Raw genomic sequence first — 17,429 nt, 5'->3', positions numbered from 1 at the left:
TAGATTAGACCAGAACTTCCTATTCACATCCAAAACTAACTATTATGAAATTCTTATCTACCCTACTTACATTATTCCTTTTTGTTGTTTGCTCAATATCGTATTCTCAAAGTGAGAATGCTTTTTTCGAATGGGTCTCTAAATCAGGAGAACAGCAGTTTTATTATCAAAATGCTTCTGCTACGGATTTATATGGCAACATATATGTTACTGGGGCTACCATAAATGCAGACGGTGATTATGATGTGCTGCTTGCCAAATATGATAGAAATGGAGATGAGCAATGGTCAGAGACCTGGAGCGGGTCAGCCGATGGGCACGACATGGCTGCTGATATCATTTTAGACTCCAATGGCGATTTAATAATAACCGGTGCTACTTTTACAGGAAACTCATCACCAGATGATTATGACATGATTCTTATGAAGTACAATCCTTCAGGTGTTCAACAATGGATGACCACCTTCGATGGACCATTTCAGTCATATGATGGTGGTGTCGCACTAACTTCTGATAGCCAAAATAATATTTACGTTGCAGCAGGTAGCTATGGAGTTAATTCAGGGAACCCTACCATGTCCGATTATTCAATTCAGAAATATAACTCATCGGGCACCTTGCAATGGGAGAATAGATATAATCAATCGAACTTGATGGATGTTCCTGCAAAAATTTCCTTTTACGGTGGAACAGGTTCAGTTGTTGTTACCGGAGCTTCGCAATATAATTCTAATAGCTGGCGAATGGTTACTCTTGATATTAATGGCTCGACTGGCAATACTTCAAACCTCTATTGGTCTGGCACTAGCTCAGCAAGTCTAGACAGAGTAACAGACTTAGCAAAAGATTCTAGCGATAATTATTACGTAGTTGGGGCGGTTGAAAATTCAGGTCAGGGAAAAGATGTTACTCTTATCAAACTTGACGATGAGCTTGATGAAGAATGGAGCGTAGAATGGAATAGTCTTAATGACCTTGACGATCTAGCGAACGGTGTAACGGTAGACGGAAGTGGAAATGTATATGTTACTGGATACACTACAAATGCCAATGGAGATAGAGATTACTTATTGCTCAAATATGATAGTTCTGGCTCACTTCAATGGAGTGAGACCATTTCCGGTGAAGATGGAGGGGATGATACAGGTGTTAAGGTGAAGATAGAAGGCTCTAGCATTGTTTCTTGTGGTGAAATATATCGTGATGGAAACTTAGATATTGCTTTGTTCAGCTACGATTCCTCAGGAAGTCTGGAATGGAAGACTTTCTATTGCAATGATGATAACTTGGATGATCATGCCACAAATATTGCAATAAGTGGGAGTGACATTTACGTGTCTGGACAAGCTGATCAGCCAGCAGGGAACACGACTTATTTAACTTTAAAGTACTCGTTACGTGCTGTTCATATTCCTGCTGAGAACCTGAATCTTCAGAGTTATGTTAACTTTCAAGATAATTATGGCCAGGTCATTAATGAAGATGGAAATTCGGACACCACATCACAGGTATATTACAATCAAAGAAACCCACAGATTTACATTAATGATGACTTTTATTCATTAGTCTATTCTAGCCACAGCGATAGTTTAGATTCTTTGCAACGTGTAGATTTTGAATTTTATCGTCCAGATAAACAAGGTCGCTTATACACTCACGGACTAAAAGACTACTATTCTATTTATCACTTAGGCCATCTAAACAAACCAGTATACCGAAGTGACGCGCACGAGCGAGCCATTCATTTTGATCTATATGAGGGTATTGAGTTTATTTATTCTGCTGATGAACATGGTTATTGTATTTACATGGTTTGTATGCCAGGGAGTGATCCTTCTGATGCAGAACTTAAGGTTTCTGGCCATGACTCCATGTTAGTCACAGCTAGTGGGCAATTGGAAATACAGACCCAACTGGGATCTTTTCATCAAACCAAGCCTGAAGCCTTTTACATGAATTCTTCAACTGGTGCTCTAACTGAGTTGGCTTGGTCAGGATCCTATCTGATCCAGAGTGATAAAGTCAAGATAAATACCGGAACTTATTCGCAGAATGAAATTCTGGTGCTCAAATGGGGAGCAAAAACAACGTCAACTCCATCTCAAGTTTCAGTGCAAGAAAATTTAGGGTGGAGTACTTATTTTGGTGGCGAAGGAAATGATAATATTAATTGCATAGATTCATGGGGCAACAAATTCTATGCAGCGGGGTCTACGTCAAGTCCTCTTTTGCCAGAGGAGAATTTTTTTCTCGTTTATAATAGCTCAGATGACAAATTTTCAAACGCATTCGTAGCCAAATTTATTGATACCGAGCCTAAGCGCCTTTTATATTATGGGGGAAGTAGCTGGGATAGTTTCTATTCCATTGCTCATGAGCCTGTTGATAATCGGCTTCACTTAGTCGGAGGTACAGCAAGTAATGACATAAATTTTATTTCAGACTATGGTATTAATGACAATACTTATAATGGTGGAGAAAAAGATGCTTTTTACCTTGAATTAAGCAAGAGCTTTACAATTATTTGTGACTCATACATAGGTGGAATCGAAAGGGATGAAGCTTGGTCAGTGGCAACCGAGGCCACGCATTTAGTTAATGATTATAAGGTTTATTTAGTTGGAATAACTACAAATGCCACAGGTTTTCCAGTTCAACAGTTTTCCGGAACATTCTATCAGCCACCTCATTCCACATCGATTAATAATGAAATGGACGGATTTATTATTGAGTTAGATGAATCTAGGGAGAGGAGTTGGACCACCTATTATGGGGGGCAGTATAACGACTTTGTAACAGATGTGGCAGTAGTGGATAATCAAGTGGCAATTGTAGGTAGAACGAACAGTGATCAATATTCGGTCAACCCATGTTCTGGATCAACTGATGGAGGTTTTCCTGTGTGTAATCAGGGAAGCACATGGTATCAAAATCAATTCATATCAGAGGCTTCTAATGGAAATTCTTTCATAGCTGTTTTTAACGACTCCAAAAATCTGATCTATTCATCATATTATGGATTGTCGAATACTTCGGCTAATTACTTTGATGGCCCTCGAGTTATTGGAAACACAAAAGAAGGTGATGAACATTATCTGTATTTTGCAGGTGTGACCCCCAATTTAGCTGTAGATGAATTCCCAATTTCACCCTTTTCATCTCCCGGCTATAATCAAGACTTCGCTGGTGAAGAACCTGACGATGGTCAAGCTTCAGGCTTCATTGCCAAATTCAAACTTATTGACGATGGGACTAATCCAAATGAGGTTGAGCATATCGGTAGCACTTTTTACGGGAGTGACGAACGAATGATTAATATGGATGTCGATATTCATGAGAGCGAATCAGGCAATGCGACAATTTTCATAGGAGGTCGCGAATGGATGGACAGTGAGAGTTCTGTTCTTTGTACCCCCCCCACAAACGGTGACTTTCCTGTGTGTGACGGCAATGGCACAAATTACACAGAAAACTCGGCATCTATTGGAGGGCAATACAATCACAGTTTTATAGCTGCTTTTAGGGAAAATATGGAAATGATTTGGTCATCTCCTTATGGAATGGGTGATGGAAATGGAATGAAGGGCATTTCTGTAAGTGATTCCTATGTGTTCATGGGAGGCTTTTCTTATAATAACTTTACATTATTTGATCCAGGTGAAGGATATTATCAACCATTTCAAGCCGGATCGGATGATGGTGCTTTTGCACGGTTTGATTTACCATCAAATATTACTTCCATTTGGGGGGATTCTGAGGAGCCGAATAACTCAGTTTCTTTTTCTATTTATCCTAATCCTAGTCAAGGTGCTATCAATCTCCATTTTGAGAATAATCCAAAGCAAAACGACAAAATTATTATTTATGACATGTCCGGTCGTGTTGTTAAGGAGGTCCATTTGGCGAACATAAATAGATTGATTCAGGTAAAATTGCAGGTTGAATCTGGCATTTATATGGCTGTTTATTTTTCTCAAAATTCCCGAGAACTTGTAAAATTTGAAATATTCTAACAATGACAAACTCAGTTAAAAATACCTTCTGCTGGATAGTCATCTTGCTGTTTTCTACATCAAGTCTTGCTCAGACCTCCGACTGGCTTCCTTTAGATCAGGGACTGTTTTGCGACTCTTTTCCGACCACCAGTGTATATGACCTGTATGTGGATACAGTTGAAAATGAAATTTATGCAACTGGAACAATGCACCACGATGGAAATTGTAATCCTTTAGAAGGACTGGGAAAATGGGATGGTGAAAGCTGGGAGATGCTAGGGGAAGTTGATAATTCAACTTCATATTCTTCAGTGATCTACAATGGCGATTTGATAGCTTCTGGTCCATTCTTGTTTGTGGATATAATAGGATATCCCAACAATACGAATATCTGGACAGGCACCGAATGGGATACTATACCGGGAGGGCCATTTGGAAATATTATGGAGTTCTATGAATGGGATGACGTACTTTATGCAGTAGGTGATATATCTTATCAAGGTGATGCAGTGACCGGTTTGGCAGTATATTACGATGGAGAGTCCTGGGCTTCTTTAAGTGAGCATTCTACTGATAGTGATATCACTTTATGTATTGAACGTTTTCAGGATAATTTTTTTGTAGGAGGGGGTGCTGTTTTCACTAATGGATTGGGCGAGGACATCTATAAAATTTTCTTCTTCGATGGTGAGTATTATCGTCCAGTAGGGCAGGGTTTACAAGAATATCCTGGAAGTTGGGTTGGAGATCTTGCAGTCTTTAATGATAAATTGTATTTATCAGGTAATCTGAAGCTACCGGGAAGTGACAATCTCTACAGCATTTTGACATTTGATGGTGATTCTCTGAGGCCTATTGAAAACCAGCCTAACTATAGTGTTCGAAACATGCGTGTACATGAAGGGGCATTGTACATAGCAGGTGGGTTTACTCAGGTCGGTGATGTTGAAGCTGAGCACGTAGCCAGGTTTGACGGAGAATCATGGTTGGCAGTGAACACAGATTCGATGTTTAGCAAAACAGGATTTTATCAGGGCCTGGGCCATCCAACAGTAATTCGAGACTTTGAAATAATGCAAGATACTCTGTATCTAAGTGGAGAGTTTTATCGAATGAGTCAGGATACGGTAAGAGGAGTAGCGAAGCTCAATAAAAACCTAATAACAGATTTCCCCCCAATTCCCAATTCAGTTTCTGAGGAAGTGAGGAGTCCAATTCGTTTCGAACTTTATCCAAACCCCTCTTCAGGGAATCTCTCTTTTGCTTGGTCTCAAGCTAAGGCCGGAAACGTTGAATGGAAAATAACAGATTTAAAAGGTAGAGTTGTTCTATCAAAGAAATCGAAACACTTTAAGTTAGGTAAGCATGAAGAGCAGATGAATCTTGAACACCTTCCTCCTGGAACTTACCTGGTTAAGGTGACCACGACTGAGGGAACAGCAACAGAGAGGTGGGTAAAAGTGGAGTAAGCGTTGTTTCTTATCTTCATCGCTCAAAAAACCACTCCCACATGTCCGACAAAACCTTCAAAGCGCTGGTAGTTAAAGAAAACCGGGACGGCTCTTTTTCCAGATCAATCGCAAACAAGAAAATCAGCGATCTGCCCGATCACGAAGTTTTGATTCGCGTGAAATACGCAGGGCTCAACTACAAAGACGCACTGTCAGCTTCCGGCCACAAGGGTGTCACGAGGAAATTTCCTCACACTCCTGGAGTGGATGCCTGCGGAGCTGTGGAACACGATGCCAGTGGAAATTTTAAAGAAGGAGAAGAAGTCATCTGTACTTCTTATGATTTGGGAATGAATACCCATGGCGGATTTGCGGAGTACATCCGGGTGCCGGCAGCATGGGTAGTGAAATTGCCACCTGCAATGACACTGGAAGAAAGCATGGTGATGGGAACTGCGGCCTACACAGCCGGACTGGCACTGTACAAAATGCAGCAGTCGGGCCAACTTCCTGAAATGGGCGAAGTGGTGGTCACCGGAGCTTCCGGTGGAGTGGGTTCGATGGCAGTTTCGATTTTGGCAAAAGCCGGTTTTGAGGTGATTGCCTCATCCGGTAAAAAAGACCAGTACGAGTTTTTAAAATCCATTGGAGCAAAACGCTGTGTGGGTAGAGAAGAAACCGATGACGATTCCGGCAGACCGCTGATAAAACCGAAGTGGGCAGGAGGTATCGACACAGTCGGTGGAAACACCCTGGCGACTTTGCTCAAGGCCTGCGATAGAAACGGAAACATTGCTACCTGCGGGCTTGTGGCTTCACCAAAACTCGAAACGACCGTCTATCCATTCATCCTCAATGGAGTGAACTTGCTTGGTGTAGACTCAGCAGAAACACCAATGGCAATCCGCCAACTCATCTGGGACCGACTGGCCAACGAATGGAAAGTAGATCACCTCGACAAACTGAAGACCATCACCACTCTCGAAGAAATTCCTGGCTGGATGGACAAAATCCTAAAAGGAGAAACAGTGGGTAGAGTTGTGGCGGAAATGAGATAATCAATTACGAATTACGAGCGGAGAATTACGAATTGTTGGTAGCTGCATATCGTGGTTTTGCAACCTCGGAAATGGAAACATTAAGAAAATTAAGCAGTTAAGGGTCATTAAGGTCGTCTTAACTAACTTAATGAACCCCTTAATTCCTTCAACCTGTGCTGAACTCGTTTCAGTATGTTTATATCCGTAGCTGAAAGTATGGAGAGTTCACCTCCAACAACTACAATATCACTCTAACAAACTCAAGCAGCGCTGTTTTCGATAGGGTCGATTTTATCGAGCTCCTTCTTCTTCTTTGATCGCTCCTCTTCCAAATCATAATCATCTTGTAGGTTTAACCAAAACTTTGGCGTGGTTCCAAAAAACCTGGCCAGTCGCAAAGCTGTATCTGCTGTGATTCTCCTGTGTCCTTTGACGATTTGACTGATTCTGGTTTGCGGTATAAAAGTCTCTTTTGAAAGCCTGTACGCAGAAATATCAAGTGGTTCTAAAAACTCTTCTTTCAGAACTTCTCCCGGGTGTATGTTTCTTAATTTTTTCATGAGTGAATCTAAGGTAAGCATTAGGTAGCAATTTCCATTTCCCATGCATTTTCCTAAACTTGTTAATCCAAAACCCACGACCATGAAAAGATTTCTTTCCGTCAGCTTACTCTTTCTCTTTGCCTGCAGCTTCACTTTTTCTCAGGACAGCACCCTCACCATAGGAGTTAAGGAAGCTCCACCTTTTGTGCAGTTCAACGCCAGCGGTGATGCTACAGGCCTCAGCATCGATTTCTGGGATTTGGTAGACGACAACCTGGGAGTTTCGGTAGAGTACAGGCGCTACGAATCTCTCAACGATTTAATCGGAGCGATAGAAAATAACGAGGTCGACCTGAGCATCAACCCGGTGACAGTCACCGACCAGCGTATGCAAGCCATCGATTTTTCTCAGCCTTATTTCATCTCCGGCACGGCCATGGTGCGAAAGACCGGTAACAAGTGGCTTTCCTTTTTCGACAACCTTTTCAGTAAGCAGTTTTTCTCCGCAGTGGCGGTTTTGCTTGTCGTGATTTTCATCTTCGGGTTTCTTATTTGGATTTTCGAAAGAAGAGCAAATCCAGATCAATTTGGTAAAGGCTGGAAAGGAATTGGAGACGGATTCTGGTGGAGCGCAGTGACAATGACAACAGTCGGCTACGGTGACAAAGCCCCGGTAAGCAAGGGCGGCCGGACAGTTGGCTTCATCTGGATGTTTGCTGCCATACTCATGATTTCCGGTCTCACGGCAAGCATTGCTTCGGCACTTACCGTTTCCTCTCTGGAAAGCAACATCGAGAATGTAGAAGACTTGAGAAAGTTCAACGTGGGCACGATTGGCGGGTCTAGCAGCGCAGAGTATCTGGGCATCTTTGATGTGGAAAGTGCAAACTACTCATCCGTAGAAAACGGCCTGAATGCACTTGAAAATGGTGAGCTTGATGTGTTCGTCTACGATCGTCCCATCTTGCGCCACTTTATGAACGAAGGAGACTTTGGGGATTTAATCATTGTCTCTGAGAACCTCAAGACGGATTACTACAGCCTGAGTTTCCCGAAAGGATCGCCACTGGTTGATGTTCTTAACCCGATTATCGTCCGCGAACTAAAATCCTCCCGCTGGAACCGCAAGCTACGATCAATGGAACAATAAGCTGAATTACGATTTACGAATGAGCAATTACGAATTTACCTGATTGGAGGTCCTTGAGTGATCCCGCACTTGAAGAGTCGGGATTGTATCGAAAGGACCGGGCTAGGAAGAAGAATGACCTTCGAAACTTTACAACAGCGGGAAATGGAAACATGAAGGGTCATTAAGAAGTGAAGTGACATTAAGATCTGCTTATTACCACTTAATGAAAACCCTTAATTTCTTAATGTTTAATCCGTAGCTGCAAGCTTTGCGCCTTTTTCGTCTTTGCCAGTCTGTTTCCGTAGCTGAGTAGCTAGTAGCTTTTGGGCATTGCGAAAAGCCTCGTTTCATGATGGTTAAACCACAATAGGCACAGTAGAATTTCTTCTACTTTTCACAAGCACACTTAACTTGAGTCCGATCCAAAATTCAATCACTTTCATTCGAAGTCACATAGAAATTTTCAGCGCAATATCCTATGTGCCTGTTTCTTCCTATTGTGCCTACTGTGTTTTATTTACCGTAGCTGCATGCCATTGAAAGTTCATAATTCACCCATTGATAATTTAACCCTTGGCTGCAAGCTTTGCGACTTATCCTCCTTCGCCCAATGGCTTCGGAGGACAAGTGCGTCTTTCTTTGAAGACCGAAGCTTTGCGTAGGTTTTGCGAGACATTTTCCGTAGCTGAAAGTTTCGAGTTTTGGCGGGCAACGCTCTTAAAAATCGTCATCCTCTTCTTTTGGCGGAGGCTTCGGTTTATCGTCCTTTTTCTCTTCTTTCTTGTCGTTCAGTTTAAACTTATCGCGCCAGCTCTGCTTCTTTTTTTCTTCTTCGGTTTTTGGCTCAGAGTCGTCCTTTTTCGTTTCGTCAGCTTTCGTTTCACCGCCCCATTCCACATTCACGGAAACCCCAGGATCTTCACTCGTTGAGTTAGGGTTACCCACTTCTTCGTCTCCAGTATTCTTGTTTCTGCCAAATTCTTCCTTCAGCATGTTTTTGAAGTTTTCTTTCTCCTGCTGAAACTGCTCTCTGCGGTTTTCACGAGCTGCCACCTGATCGTAGCCAAACTCGGGATTCTCGGTGGTTCCGGTCATCGAAAGGAAAAAGTTGGTGCCGAGCCCATCATCGGCAACGGGACCGAATTCCGACTCGCGATTGCTTTTGGCAAGTACCTGTCGGAGGTTGAATTTCAACGAGTAGTCGATGGCATTTTGAAAAGAGTGAGTACCGTTCACGCTTAGATCCATGGCTGAAGATTCGATATCCATGGCAGGAATAAAAATCTTTTGGTTTTTGATCTCGATCTGATTTTCCAAAGTAGAAAAACGGATGTGCCTCAAGTTGTTGTCCAGCTTGTCGACATCGATAAAACTCGCCAGCAAACGCTTGTGGCGTAGGTAATCGCTGATGTTTTCCATCGAGCGAAGATTCACCAGCTCACCATTCTCGAGCTTGATGTCGATCAGGCTGTAGATTTTGTCATCGTCAAACTGCAGAGCACTGTTGAGCTGCGATCTGAAAGTTACATCAGCCGTGGCTGTCCCTTTCAGGTGGTCGTCTCGAATAAAATCCTGACCGAAGTTTTCGAAGGAGTAAAACAGCTTTTTCACATCCATCCGTTCCAGGTGAGCAGAGCAGTTGACAACGAAAAGGTTGTTGGTTTTTCCGTTTGCCGTGAGCGTTGCGTCAAAAGAACCTTCGGAAGTTTTGAGGTGAATCGGATCGATGGTGAGCACCTGGTTTTTCAGCCTGGCATCACCGTAGATTTCAGACGCTTCAAATTTTCTGAATTGCAGGTGACTTACATTGAAGTCGATGTTGAAATTCAGCGTTTTGGGAAAAGAAAGTTTGTAAGGATCATCGCTCGGCTCATTGGCGTTGGTGTTGGCCAGGAGCTCGTCCCAGTTGAGGTTTTCCGACAAAAGATTCGCTTCGATCGTAATCGCCTCTCCTTCGACCAGGAGAAAAGGCATGAAGTTTCTGAAGAACCCTTCGAGCTTCAGATCCGACTCACCGATGTAAGCTTCGAAACTGCGAATAGCCGCATCGTTGTCATCGAGCAGAATGGTTCCATTTATGTTTTCCGCAAGGTGCGGACTCCCGCGCCACTGAAGTTCGCCATCCGCAACGGTGATTTTCCCACTCGTCTCAGCAGTGTTGAGGTCGGCTTTGGTGATGTTTTTCCAGTCATGGATTTTCCCTTTAAAACTCGCGTTGACTTCGCAGTCGCCACTTAAAACCTCGAGACTTTCAATTTTGGCAAACTGGCGGAGATTGTCGAGGTCGAATTCTCCGGCAACCTGCACGTTCATCCACGGCTGGTCGAGATCTTCCATAGCTCCGGAAAAAGTGAACTCACCACCCTCGAAGTTAGCCGATCCTTCATTCACCCTGAGCACTTCCGGTTCTCCGGGATCTTTCTGAAAACTCCCCGATCCGTTGATGTCGCTGATGGCGATTCCTGTTGAAAGTTGGTGGAAGTCTCCATTTCTAACAGTGAAGTCTGCCTTTATTTGTGGTTCGGCCCCACTTCCCGCCATGCCGAAGATCTTTCCTTTGATGTCTGCGTAACCGTCTACCTCATAGTCGGTGAGCGCCTCGTGATACGACTTAGGCAATGCTGAAATGAGCGTTGGCAAATTCACCGAAGGGGCATCGATGCTGAGGTCGCAATAAACGAGATTGGCCTTTTGCTCGAAACCTCCCGATGCTGTGAAAGGAACGCCCTCCACTTCCAGGGCAGCCGATTTTATCAGGTAGGCATTTTTCTCCGTGTCTATCGAAAGTTCGAAGTCACCATCCACATTTTTCTCCGACAGGTAATTGGTCGTGCCCACCTGAAGCTGAGTGGCGAAGAGGTTAGCATCTCCCGAAAGGTCAAAAATCTTTTGCTCGAAGTTTCCTGAAAGTGCCAGCTTGTTGGCGTCAATGTCGAGCGTAAAATCGGCCGACTGATCACCGTAAAAGACGTTGGTATTTTTCAAACCCACCTTGCGAAGTTCGAAAGCGAAGTTTCCGCCATCACCTTCCGAGGGTTTCCAAAAGTGGTAGTTGTCTTCGCCTGCTTTGTTTCGCTTCAGTCGAAGCACAGCCTGGTTGATGTCGACTTCTTTTACCACGTAGTTTTTGCGGATCAGGTCCCACAGGCTGAATTCGAGGTACACTTTTTCTGCGTGCATCAGCGTGTCGGCTTCGGGAAAAGTCTCCCGGATCAGCACGTTTGAAAATGCCAAAGAAGCATTGGGAAATTGACGGAAGACAGTGAGATCAACCTCTTCCACATCTGCCTGCGTTTTTAGGCTTTCGTTGATCTTTTCGAGGGCAAAAGCCTTCACCTCATCTTCGTAGAAATGCACAACCAGAAAGCCTCCAACTCCGGCCAGCACTGCCAGCACCACGAGGAAGATAAACACACGCTTGAGGATTTTTTTCAGTCTTTTCACCAAGATGCAAAAATTGGGATAATGGCAATTCAATTAACTCAACTAACTGGCCAGTGCGAACAGCTCAGTGTTAATTGGTTATGTATCAACGGGAATGTGATGTGGAAATTTTCAAGACAAGAGTATGGATAAATTTAAATTTTGAAAGTGAAATAAAGCCCACACTTTTTTGTTCCTTTAGGTCGGATAGCAGAGTGCTGTTCCTGTCGTTCAAAGGAGGTCGTAAGTTGTTCGATGCTCAGTTCGGCAATGTCGAATTAAAGAAAGGAGGTGTGTAATGTCAAATTGTAGTAATCCTTCAGAGAAACACATGGTTTCTCTAACTCAAAAAGAAAATTCAGGAATCACCAAAACTAGAGGTGAGATGTAAGGCTTCGGCCTATACCTTGTCCTTTAGTAGGTGTCTGTCTTTCTAGATCAGTCAAATGATTAAGTAGATAGACACCAATAAGTAGGTGACAGAATATCTTTCACTGAATTAAAGGATTCAGAGCCCGGCCGCTTGTGATAAGCTGCCGGGTTTTTCTTTTTCGAAAAAAAACCGCTCCCCAAAGCTGGAAAGCGGCTTTATTGAGCTTTGGTTTCGATTACTCAACAATGAGTTTGATTGCTTTGCTACTGCCTGGTTGAATCACCTGAATGGTGTAAAAGCCAGAGCTGAGGTCCTCGGTTGAGATGTGAAACTGATTGGTTCCTTTCATTCCTCCTACTTGTTGCTTCACCAATTTGCCGTTGATGTCAAAGATGTTTACTTCAAGAGTTTCGGAACTGTTGTAGACCTTTACATTTACCATTTCGTTGGCAGGGTTAGGCCACACTTCTACAGAAACAGGCTGTACGTTTTCTTCAACTCCTGAGATTGTCTGATCGGTGTAGTAGCTGTAAGATTCCACTTCAATGCCATCCTCAGATTCGTATTCAGTATACTGAATAGCAGCAACTGGATAAGGAATTCCATTTACATAAAACTGGTAGATCGTAGTATTTTCCACTTCGCCAACTTCACCCATAAAGGATGTCGTTTCCTGGTATTCGACCTTAAGTCGAAGCACATTATTAAGAGTCCCTGAAGGAAGAATCAACGTACCGTAGCCGTCTACCACATATGAGTAGTTTCCGGCTATTTGTGTTTCAAAACCAAAGCCAGATAAACTTCCGGCATAGTCATCTTCATGTGTTGAGCTGTATGCCAATGGAAAAGAAAGAATGGTTCTCGGGTTGGAGTAGGTCAAAGTCACGTCTGTCTCTTCTTCGGTGAAAGCAAAACCGAGCTCATCCCATTTTGTAGTAGAGATGTCGTGATAGAAATAAGCAGAATTCTCCATTGTCCAGGCGTAGTTTGCCGAAGGGAAATTATCTTCAAAAGGAGTTCCTTCTGAAGGAATAAAGCCAAAGTTTTCCTCAGTTCCGGATGCCTCCAAATCTGATAGATCCCAGGTCTGGTTGGATCCGGAAAGGTCGGTCACGTCAGTATACTCAAGCTCAATCCATCGAATTTGAGTATCGCCTGAAATGATAAAGTTTGAACTGTTGATCACGGGCTGAGCCAGCGATATGGCAGGCAAACTCAAAAGCAAAAAGAGGGAGATGTTTTTCATTTTTTTGATGGTGTTATTAAAATTTAAGCGAAATTATCTCACGCAAAACGCCATGAAATATCCATTTCCACAAACGGCAAAAAATGCCAGCGGATCGGCTTTTTTTGCCACTCGTGTGGCGAGGCAAATTTTAAAGCTTCGAGACGAGATTTACCTGATAGTGAGAGATTGAACACAGTCAGCTTGTGATGAGCTAGCGGGTTTTTCTTTTACCTCAACTCCGAACAATTTCCTCCTTTCTCCCTTTTAAATTTTGATACCTCCCTCAAAAGAGGCAATTTTAACGCAAATCAGAATCAGTTACTGCTATGAAGAAAAGAGAATTTCTACGCTTGTCGGGTATCGTGGGTGCCGGAATCGTGGTGAGCCCGTTTCTCGCCTGCGATGAAGCCTCAAAAGCTGGCGACAGCAACGCTTCCGACAAATCCGATAAAAAAGAAGACTCCTCCGAAAAAGCTCCGATGACTTTCGAGCTGCCGGCTTTGGGCTATGCCTACACAGCACTGGCTCCGGCTATCGATGCTGAAACTATGGAGATTCACCACAGCAAACACCACGCTGGCTATGTTAGAAAACTCAACAACGCCCTCAAAGAAACTTCAGGCTATGGTGGAATGTCGCTTGACGAAATCGTGATGAACGTGAAAGAAGGCGATACCAATGTGAGAAACAATGGTGGTGGCCACTGGAACCACAGCATGTTTTGGGACGTGATGAAGCCAGGCGGAGCTAGCGAACCTTCAGGTAAACTCAAGGAAGCCATGATGTCTGCCTTTGGAACTCTCAAAGATTGCGAAGAACAGTTCTTCAGCGCAGCCAAAGGAGTTTTCGGTAGCGGCTGGGCATGGATTTGTGCCAACGATGATGGAAGCCTTTTCATCACCAGCACGCCAAACCAGGATAATCCAATGATGAAAAACGTGGTTGAGAAAACCGGCCGCCCAATCCTCGGAATCGATGTTTGGGAACACGCCTACTACCTCAACTATCAAAACGAGCGCGGTGAGTACATCAAATCATGGATGGATCTCATCAACTGGGATGTTGTTGCAGCTAACTACGATGCGGCAACAATGTCTTAAGCGTTTCAGAAAATATTCAACGTAAATTTGTTCCCTGCGGCTATTGCCGTGGGGAATTTTTTTGAATAAAAGAATGCGGAAAGTAAAGTTTCAGGACCTCGGCAAAATGGACTACAAAGCCTGCTGGGATTATCAGGAAGAGCTGTTTAAAAAAACGGTCGACCTGAAAATCGCTAACAGAAAAGGGGAGCCGGAAGATGAAAAACCCACTGAAAATCACCTGCTGTTTGTTGAGCATCCGCATGTCTACACTCTTGGAAAAAGTGGTGAAGAGAAAAACCTACTCATCTCCAGGGAGCGGCTTCAGGAAGTCGAAGCAACTTACTACAAGATCAATCGCGGGGGAGACATCACCTACCACGGACCCGGGCAAATTGTGGGTTACCCAATTTTTGACCTCGACAATTTTTTCACCGACATCCACAAATACCTTAGGTTTCTCGAAGAAGCCATCATTCTCACGCTGTCCGATTATGGAATAAAAGCTGGCAGAGTGGAAGGTCTCACCGGAGTTTGGCTCGATGGTGATGATATGAGAAAAGCCAGAAAAATTTGCGCAATGGGCGTGAAATGCTCACGCTGGGTGACGATGCACGGATTTGCTTTTAACGTCAACACGGACTTAAGCTATTTCGACTACATCGTGCCTTGTGGCATTGACGATAAAGCCGTTACCTCCATGGAAAAAGAACTGGGCGAAAAGGTAGACCTGGAAAAAGTAAAGGCGAAGCTCAAAGAGAACCTCGCCAATCTTTTTGATCTGGAATATATTTCTGTGTGATTATGCCGCTTGAGCGTACTTTTCTTTAAAAGTTCCTGGCTTGCGCGTAGGCCGTTTGTCGAGCGGAGTCGAGACAAGGAGGGAGGCAATCAAAATTTCCCTTCTCTTCGGATCTACTAGAAAGCAGCTCGAGTTCTCCTACGCTCTCTCTCGGCTACGCTCGAGAACCTCCATCGGCACGAGCCAATAACATTTGCTGCGGCCGATACTATAATTGTCTTCTGTGGCCTTTTTAGAAAGCAGCACGCGTTCTTCTACGCTCAGGCATTTTCTCTTTGTTCTTCTTACAAATGGACTTGTAGGCTTTTTCTGCTTCCTTGTCTCCCAGGGCTGATGCCTCAGAGAGTGCCTGGCAGGCGCCTTCTTTGTCGTTTAGCGAAAGCTTCGCCTCCGCAGTGTAGTAAAAAACTTCTGCTTTGAAATCGATCACTTCGAGAGTTAGTTGTTTCAATTTCTCAAGTGCCACTTCAAAATCTCCCTGATCCATGTACACCAATGCGAGGTTGAGGGCCGTTCTGCGAAACTCCGGCTTCAACTTCAATGCTTTTTTATAATCTGTAATGGCGAGTTCGTAATTGCCGATTTCAGAAGCTGCTGCAGCGCGCAAGTAGTAAGCTTCCATATAATTTTCATCGAGGTCAATCGCAACACCGAGTTTTTGAATGGCCGATTCTTGCTCAAACTTTTCATAATCAATTTCCGCCTGGTAGTAATAAATCATAGCGTTGTCGGGGTCGAGTTTCATGCACTCTTCCAGATCGCGGGATGCGGCATCCAGGTCACCGAGACCATAGTAGCAAATTCCTCTGTGGAGAAGTGCTGTGGCGTTTTTCGATTCTTTTTCAAGCGCTTCGTTGTAAGAAGGAAGAGCCTCGTTGAGCGCGCCAAGCTTGTGATAGCAATCGGCTTGCAGTCGAAGGGCTTCAGCGCTCTGTTCTTCTTCGAGTGTCTTTTCAAGGCCTTCCAGGCAGGCCTCGTATTGTTCTTGCTCGTAAAGTGCTTGCAGTTCAGAAAGGGACGTAGTAGTGTCCTGTGCAAAAATCCCAATAGAGAATAAAAAGCTCAGGCCTACCAAAAGTGGTCTGATGGATAGTATTGTGAGTTTCATCGCAGTAATTGTTTGGGTATTTTTACTCACATCAGCGCCATTTGTTACGCTTGAACGGAAAATGCTACCTTGGCTATTACAATGAAGACTTTACTTAAAACACTGATAGTGCTCGCAGCCGTGGTTCTGCTTGCCGTTGTGATCCTTTTCATTTCTGGAAATGGACACATTTTGAATGGGATAACTCAGACCTGGTTTGTAGGCGAATCGAAGCCCGATATCGATGACATGGAAAATTTCGACTTGCGGAAAGTGGAAGCAGGAGACTACCAGCCCTGGGCAACAGCGAACGCCTTCGGTGAAGCGGAGATCTCAGAAGCTCAAAACGATACGCTGGAAAAATACGAAACCGTTGGCCTGCTGGTGATTCGCCACGATAGTATCTTCCTTGAAAAATACTGGGAAGGCTACACCGACACGACCTACTCCAATTCTTTTTCGATGGCCAAGAGTTTCACTTCAATAGCTATTGGATGTGCTATTGGAGACGGATTGATCGAAAGCGTGCACCAAAAAGTTGGAGATTTTTTGCCTCGATTTAAAGAAGGTGAAAATGCAAAACTAGAGATCGAACACCTCCTTCAAATGCGATCTGGAATTCCCTTCGGAGAAAGCTACGCCAGTCCTTTTGGCTACATGGCCAGAGCCTACTATGGAGATGATTTGAGAACGGAAACGGAAGGTTATTCGGTGGAGTTCGAGCCCGGATCGATGTGGGAGTATGAAGGTGGCAACACTGTGATTTTGGCTGAGATTTTAGAGAAAGCTACAGGCAAGACACTCAGCGAATATTTTTCCGAAAAGGTGTGGCAAAAGGTTGGAGCTAGAAAACCAGCGTTCTGGAACCTCGATCGAGAAGGCGGACTTGAAAAGGCTTTTTCCGCTTTTTATTCCAACCCGAGAGATTTTGCCAGGCTTGGAAAACTCTACCTCGACTCCGGTCGCTGGAAAGGTCAACAGCTTGTACCAGAGGATTTTGTAATTTGCTCAACGCAACCCGTGATGGTCGAAGATCGCTTTGGCGAGGTTGTGGACTGGTATGGTTATCAGTGGTGGCTTGGAAAGCACAACGGAAAACCATTTTTCTCAGCGAGAGGAATGCGCGGACAGTATATTTTGGTGGTGCCCGAAGATGACCTGATCGTTGTGAAACTTGGCCACACCCGTCCACAGCGAAAAATTGATCACGCCCATGTGGATGTGTATCAACTACTGGATTTGGCCTACGAAGTTACCGCAAGGTAGAAGGCTACGAC

Annotated in this window: 11 protein-coding genes; 7 read left to right on the top strand and 4 right to left on the bottom strand. The window is 44.0% G+C overall.

Annotation, left to right across the window (positions count from 1 at the left end; translation table 11 throughout):
• The first annotated feature begins 44 nt into the window (after positions 1-44).
• Genes ABHV44_RS01430 through ABHV44_RS01420 form a run of 3 tightly spaced genes read left to right on the top strand, consistent with a single transcriptional unit; the run spans position 45 to position 6,504 of the window.
• Complete coding sequence (locus ABHV44_RS01430) at positions 45-4,013, top strand: DUF7948 domain-containing protein (RefSeq protein WP_459072853.1); 3,969 nt, start codon at positions 45-47, stop codon at positions 4,011-4,013.
• 2 nt (positions 4,014-4,015) lie between these two features.
• Positions 4,016-5,464: a T9SS type A sorting domain-containing protein gene (locus ABHV44_RS01425; protein WP_459072852.1), complete on the top strand. Its 1,449-nt coding sequence runs from the start codon at positions 4,016-4,018 to the stop codon at positions 5,462-5,464.
• A gap of 41 nt (positions 5,465-5,505) precedes the next feature.
• The gene (locus ABHV44_RS01420; RefSeq protein WP_459072851.1) at positions 5,506-6,504 is read left to right on the top strand and encodes a YhdH/YhfP family quinone oxidoreductase; all 999 of its coding nucleotides are present in this window, start codon (positions 5,506-5,508) and stop codon (positions 6,502-6,504) included.
• A 242-nt stretch (positions 6,505-6,746) separates the two neighbouring features.
• Here the strand turns inward: ABHV44_RS01420 and ABHV44_RS01415 are convergent, their stop codons facing one another.
• Positions 6,747-7,046 carry a HigA family addiction module antitoxin gene (locus tag ABHV44_RS01415; protein WP_459072850.1) on the bottom strand — a complete coding sequence of 100 codons (300 nt, stop codon included), beginning with the start codon at positions 7,044-7,046 and terminating at the stop codon, positions 6,747-6,749.
• Between the two features lie 82 nt (positions 7,047-7,128).
• Here ABHV44_RS01415 and ABHV44_RS01410 point away from each other — a divergent pair, with 82 nt between their 5' ends.
• Positions 7,129-8,178, top strand: coding sequence for a transporter substrate-binding domain-containing protein (locus ABHV44_RS01410; protein ID WP_459072849.1), 1,050 nt, complete (start codon positions 7,129-7,131; stop codon positions 8,176-8,178).
• Positions 8,179-8,877: 699 nt separating this feature from the next.
• Here the strand turns inward: ABHV44_RS01410 and ABHV44_RS01405 are convergent.
• A complete protein-coding gene (locus ABHV44_RS01405) occupies positions 8,878-11,604 on the bottom strand; it encodes a hypothetical protein (RefSeq protein WP_459072848.1) in 2,727 nt (908 codons plus the stop codon).
• Positions 11,605-12,191: 587 nt separating this feature from the next.
• Positions 12,192-13,202, bottom strand: coding sequence for a T9SS type A sorting domain-containing protein (locus ABHV44_RS01400; RefSeq protein WP_459072847.1), 1,011 nt, complete (start codon positions 13,200-13,202; stop codon positions 12,192-12,194).
• A gap of 308 nt (positions 13,203-13,510) precedes the next feature.
• Here ABHV44_RS01400 and ABHV44_RS01395 point away from each other — a divergent pair, with 308 nt between their 5' ends.
• Together ABHV44_RS01395 and lipB are read left to right on the top strand one after the other, a co-directional pair.
• Positions 13,511-14,284: a superoxide dismutase gene (locus ABHV44_RS01395; RefSeq protein WP_459072846.1), complete on the top strand. Its 774-nt coding sequence runs from the start codon at positions 13,511-13,513 to the stop codon at positions 14,282-14,284.
• A 73-nt stretch (positions 14,285-14,357) separates the two neighbouring features.
• Positions 14,358-15,065, top strand: a complete 708-nt coding sequence (gene lipB / locus ABHV44_RS01390; RefSeq protein ID WP_459072845.1) for a lipoyl(octanoyl) transferase LipB — start codon at positions 14,358-14,360, stop codon at positions 15,063-15,065.
• Positions 15,066-15,297: 232 nt separating this feature from the next.
• Here the strand turns inward: lipB and ABHV44_RS01385 are convergent, their stop codons facing one another.
• The gene (locus ABHV44_RS01385; protein ID WP_459072844.1) at positions 15,298-16,173 is read right to left on the bottom strand and encodes a tetratricopeptide repeat protein; all 876 of its coding nucleotides are present in this window, start codon (positions 16,171-16,173) and stop codon (positions 15,298-15,300) included.
• 81 nt (positions 16,174-16,254) lie between these two features.
• Here ABHV44_RS01385 and ABHV44_RS01380 point away from each other — a divergent pair, with 81 nt between their 5' ends.
• Positions 16,255-17,418, top strand: coding sequence for a serine hydrolase domain-containing protein (locus ABHV44_RS01380; RefSeq protein ID WP_459072843.1), 1,164 nt, complete (start codon positions 16,255-16,257; stop codon positions 17,416-17,418).
• Positions 17,419-17,429 lie beyond the last annotated feature (11 nt).

The organism is Halocola ammonii, from assembly GCF_049334165.1.
Lineage (GTDB): Bacteria > Bacteroidota > Bacteroidia > Flavobacteriales_D > Sanyastnellaceae > JBEGHD01.
This window is presented reverse-complemented; position numbering and strand designations above follow the sequence as displayed.

What these genes read in the sequence shown, in the direction of transcription:
- ABHV44_RS01430 (WP_459072853.1), top strand. Translation starts at nt 45, where the DNA reads ATGAAATTCTTATCTACCCTACTTACATTATTCCTTTTTGTTGTTTGC.
- ABHV44_RS01425 (WP_459072852.1), top strand. Translation starts at nt 4,016, where the DNA reads ATGACAAACTCAGTTAAAAATACCTTCTGCTGGATAGTCATCTTGCTG.
- ABHV44_RS01420 (WP_459072851.1), top strand. Translation starts at nt 5,506, where the DNA reads ATGTCCGACAAAACCTTCAAAGCGCTGGTAGTTAAAGAAAACCGGGAC.
- ABHV44_RS01415 (WP_459072850.1), bottom strand. Translation starts at nt 7,046, where the DNA reads ATGAAAAAATTAAGAAACATACACCCGGGAGAAGTTCTGAAAGAAGAG.
- ABHV44_RS01410 (WP_459072849.1), top strand. Translation starts at nt 7,129, where the DNA reads ATGAAAAGATTTCTTTCCGTCAGCTTACTCTTTCTCTTTGCCTGCAGC.
- ABHV44_RS01400 (WP_459072847.1), bottom strand. Translation starts at nt 13,202, where the DNA reads ATGAAAAACATCTCCCTCTTTTTGCTTTTGAGTTTGCCTGCCATATCG.
- ABHV44_RS01395 (WP_459072846.1), top strand. Translation starts at nt 13,511, where the DNA reads ATGAAGAAAAGAGAATTTCTACGCTTGTCGGGTATCGTGGGTGCCGGA.
- lipB (WP_459072845.1), top strand. Translation starts at nt 14,358, where the DNA reads ATGCGGAAAGTAAAGTTTCAGGACCTCGGCAAAATGGACTACAAAGCC.
- ABHV44_RS01385 (WP_459072844.1), bottom strand. Translation starts at nt 16,173, where the DNA reads ATGAAACTCACAATACTATCCATCAGACCACTTTTGGTAGGCCTGAGC.
- ABHV44_RS01380 (WP_459072843.1), top strand. Translation starts at nt 16,255, where the DNA reads ATGAAGACTTTACTTAAAACACTGATAGTGCTCGCAGCCGTGGTTCTG.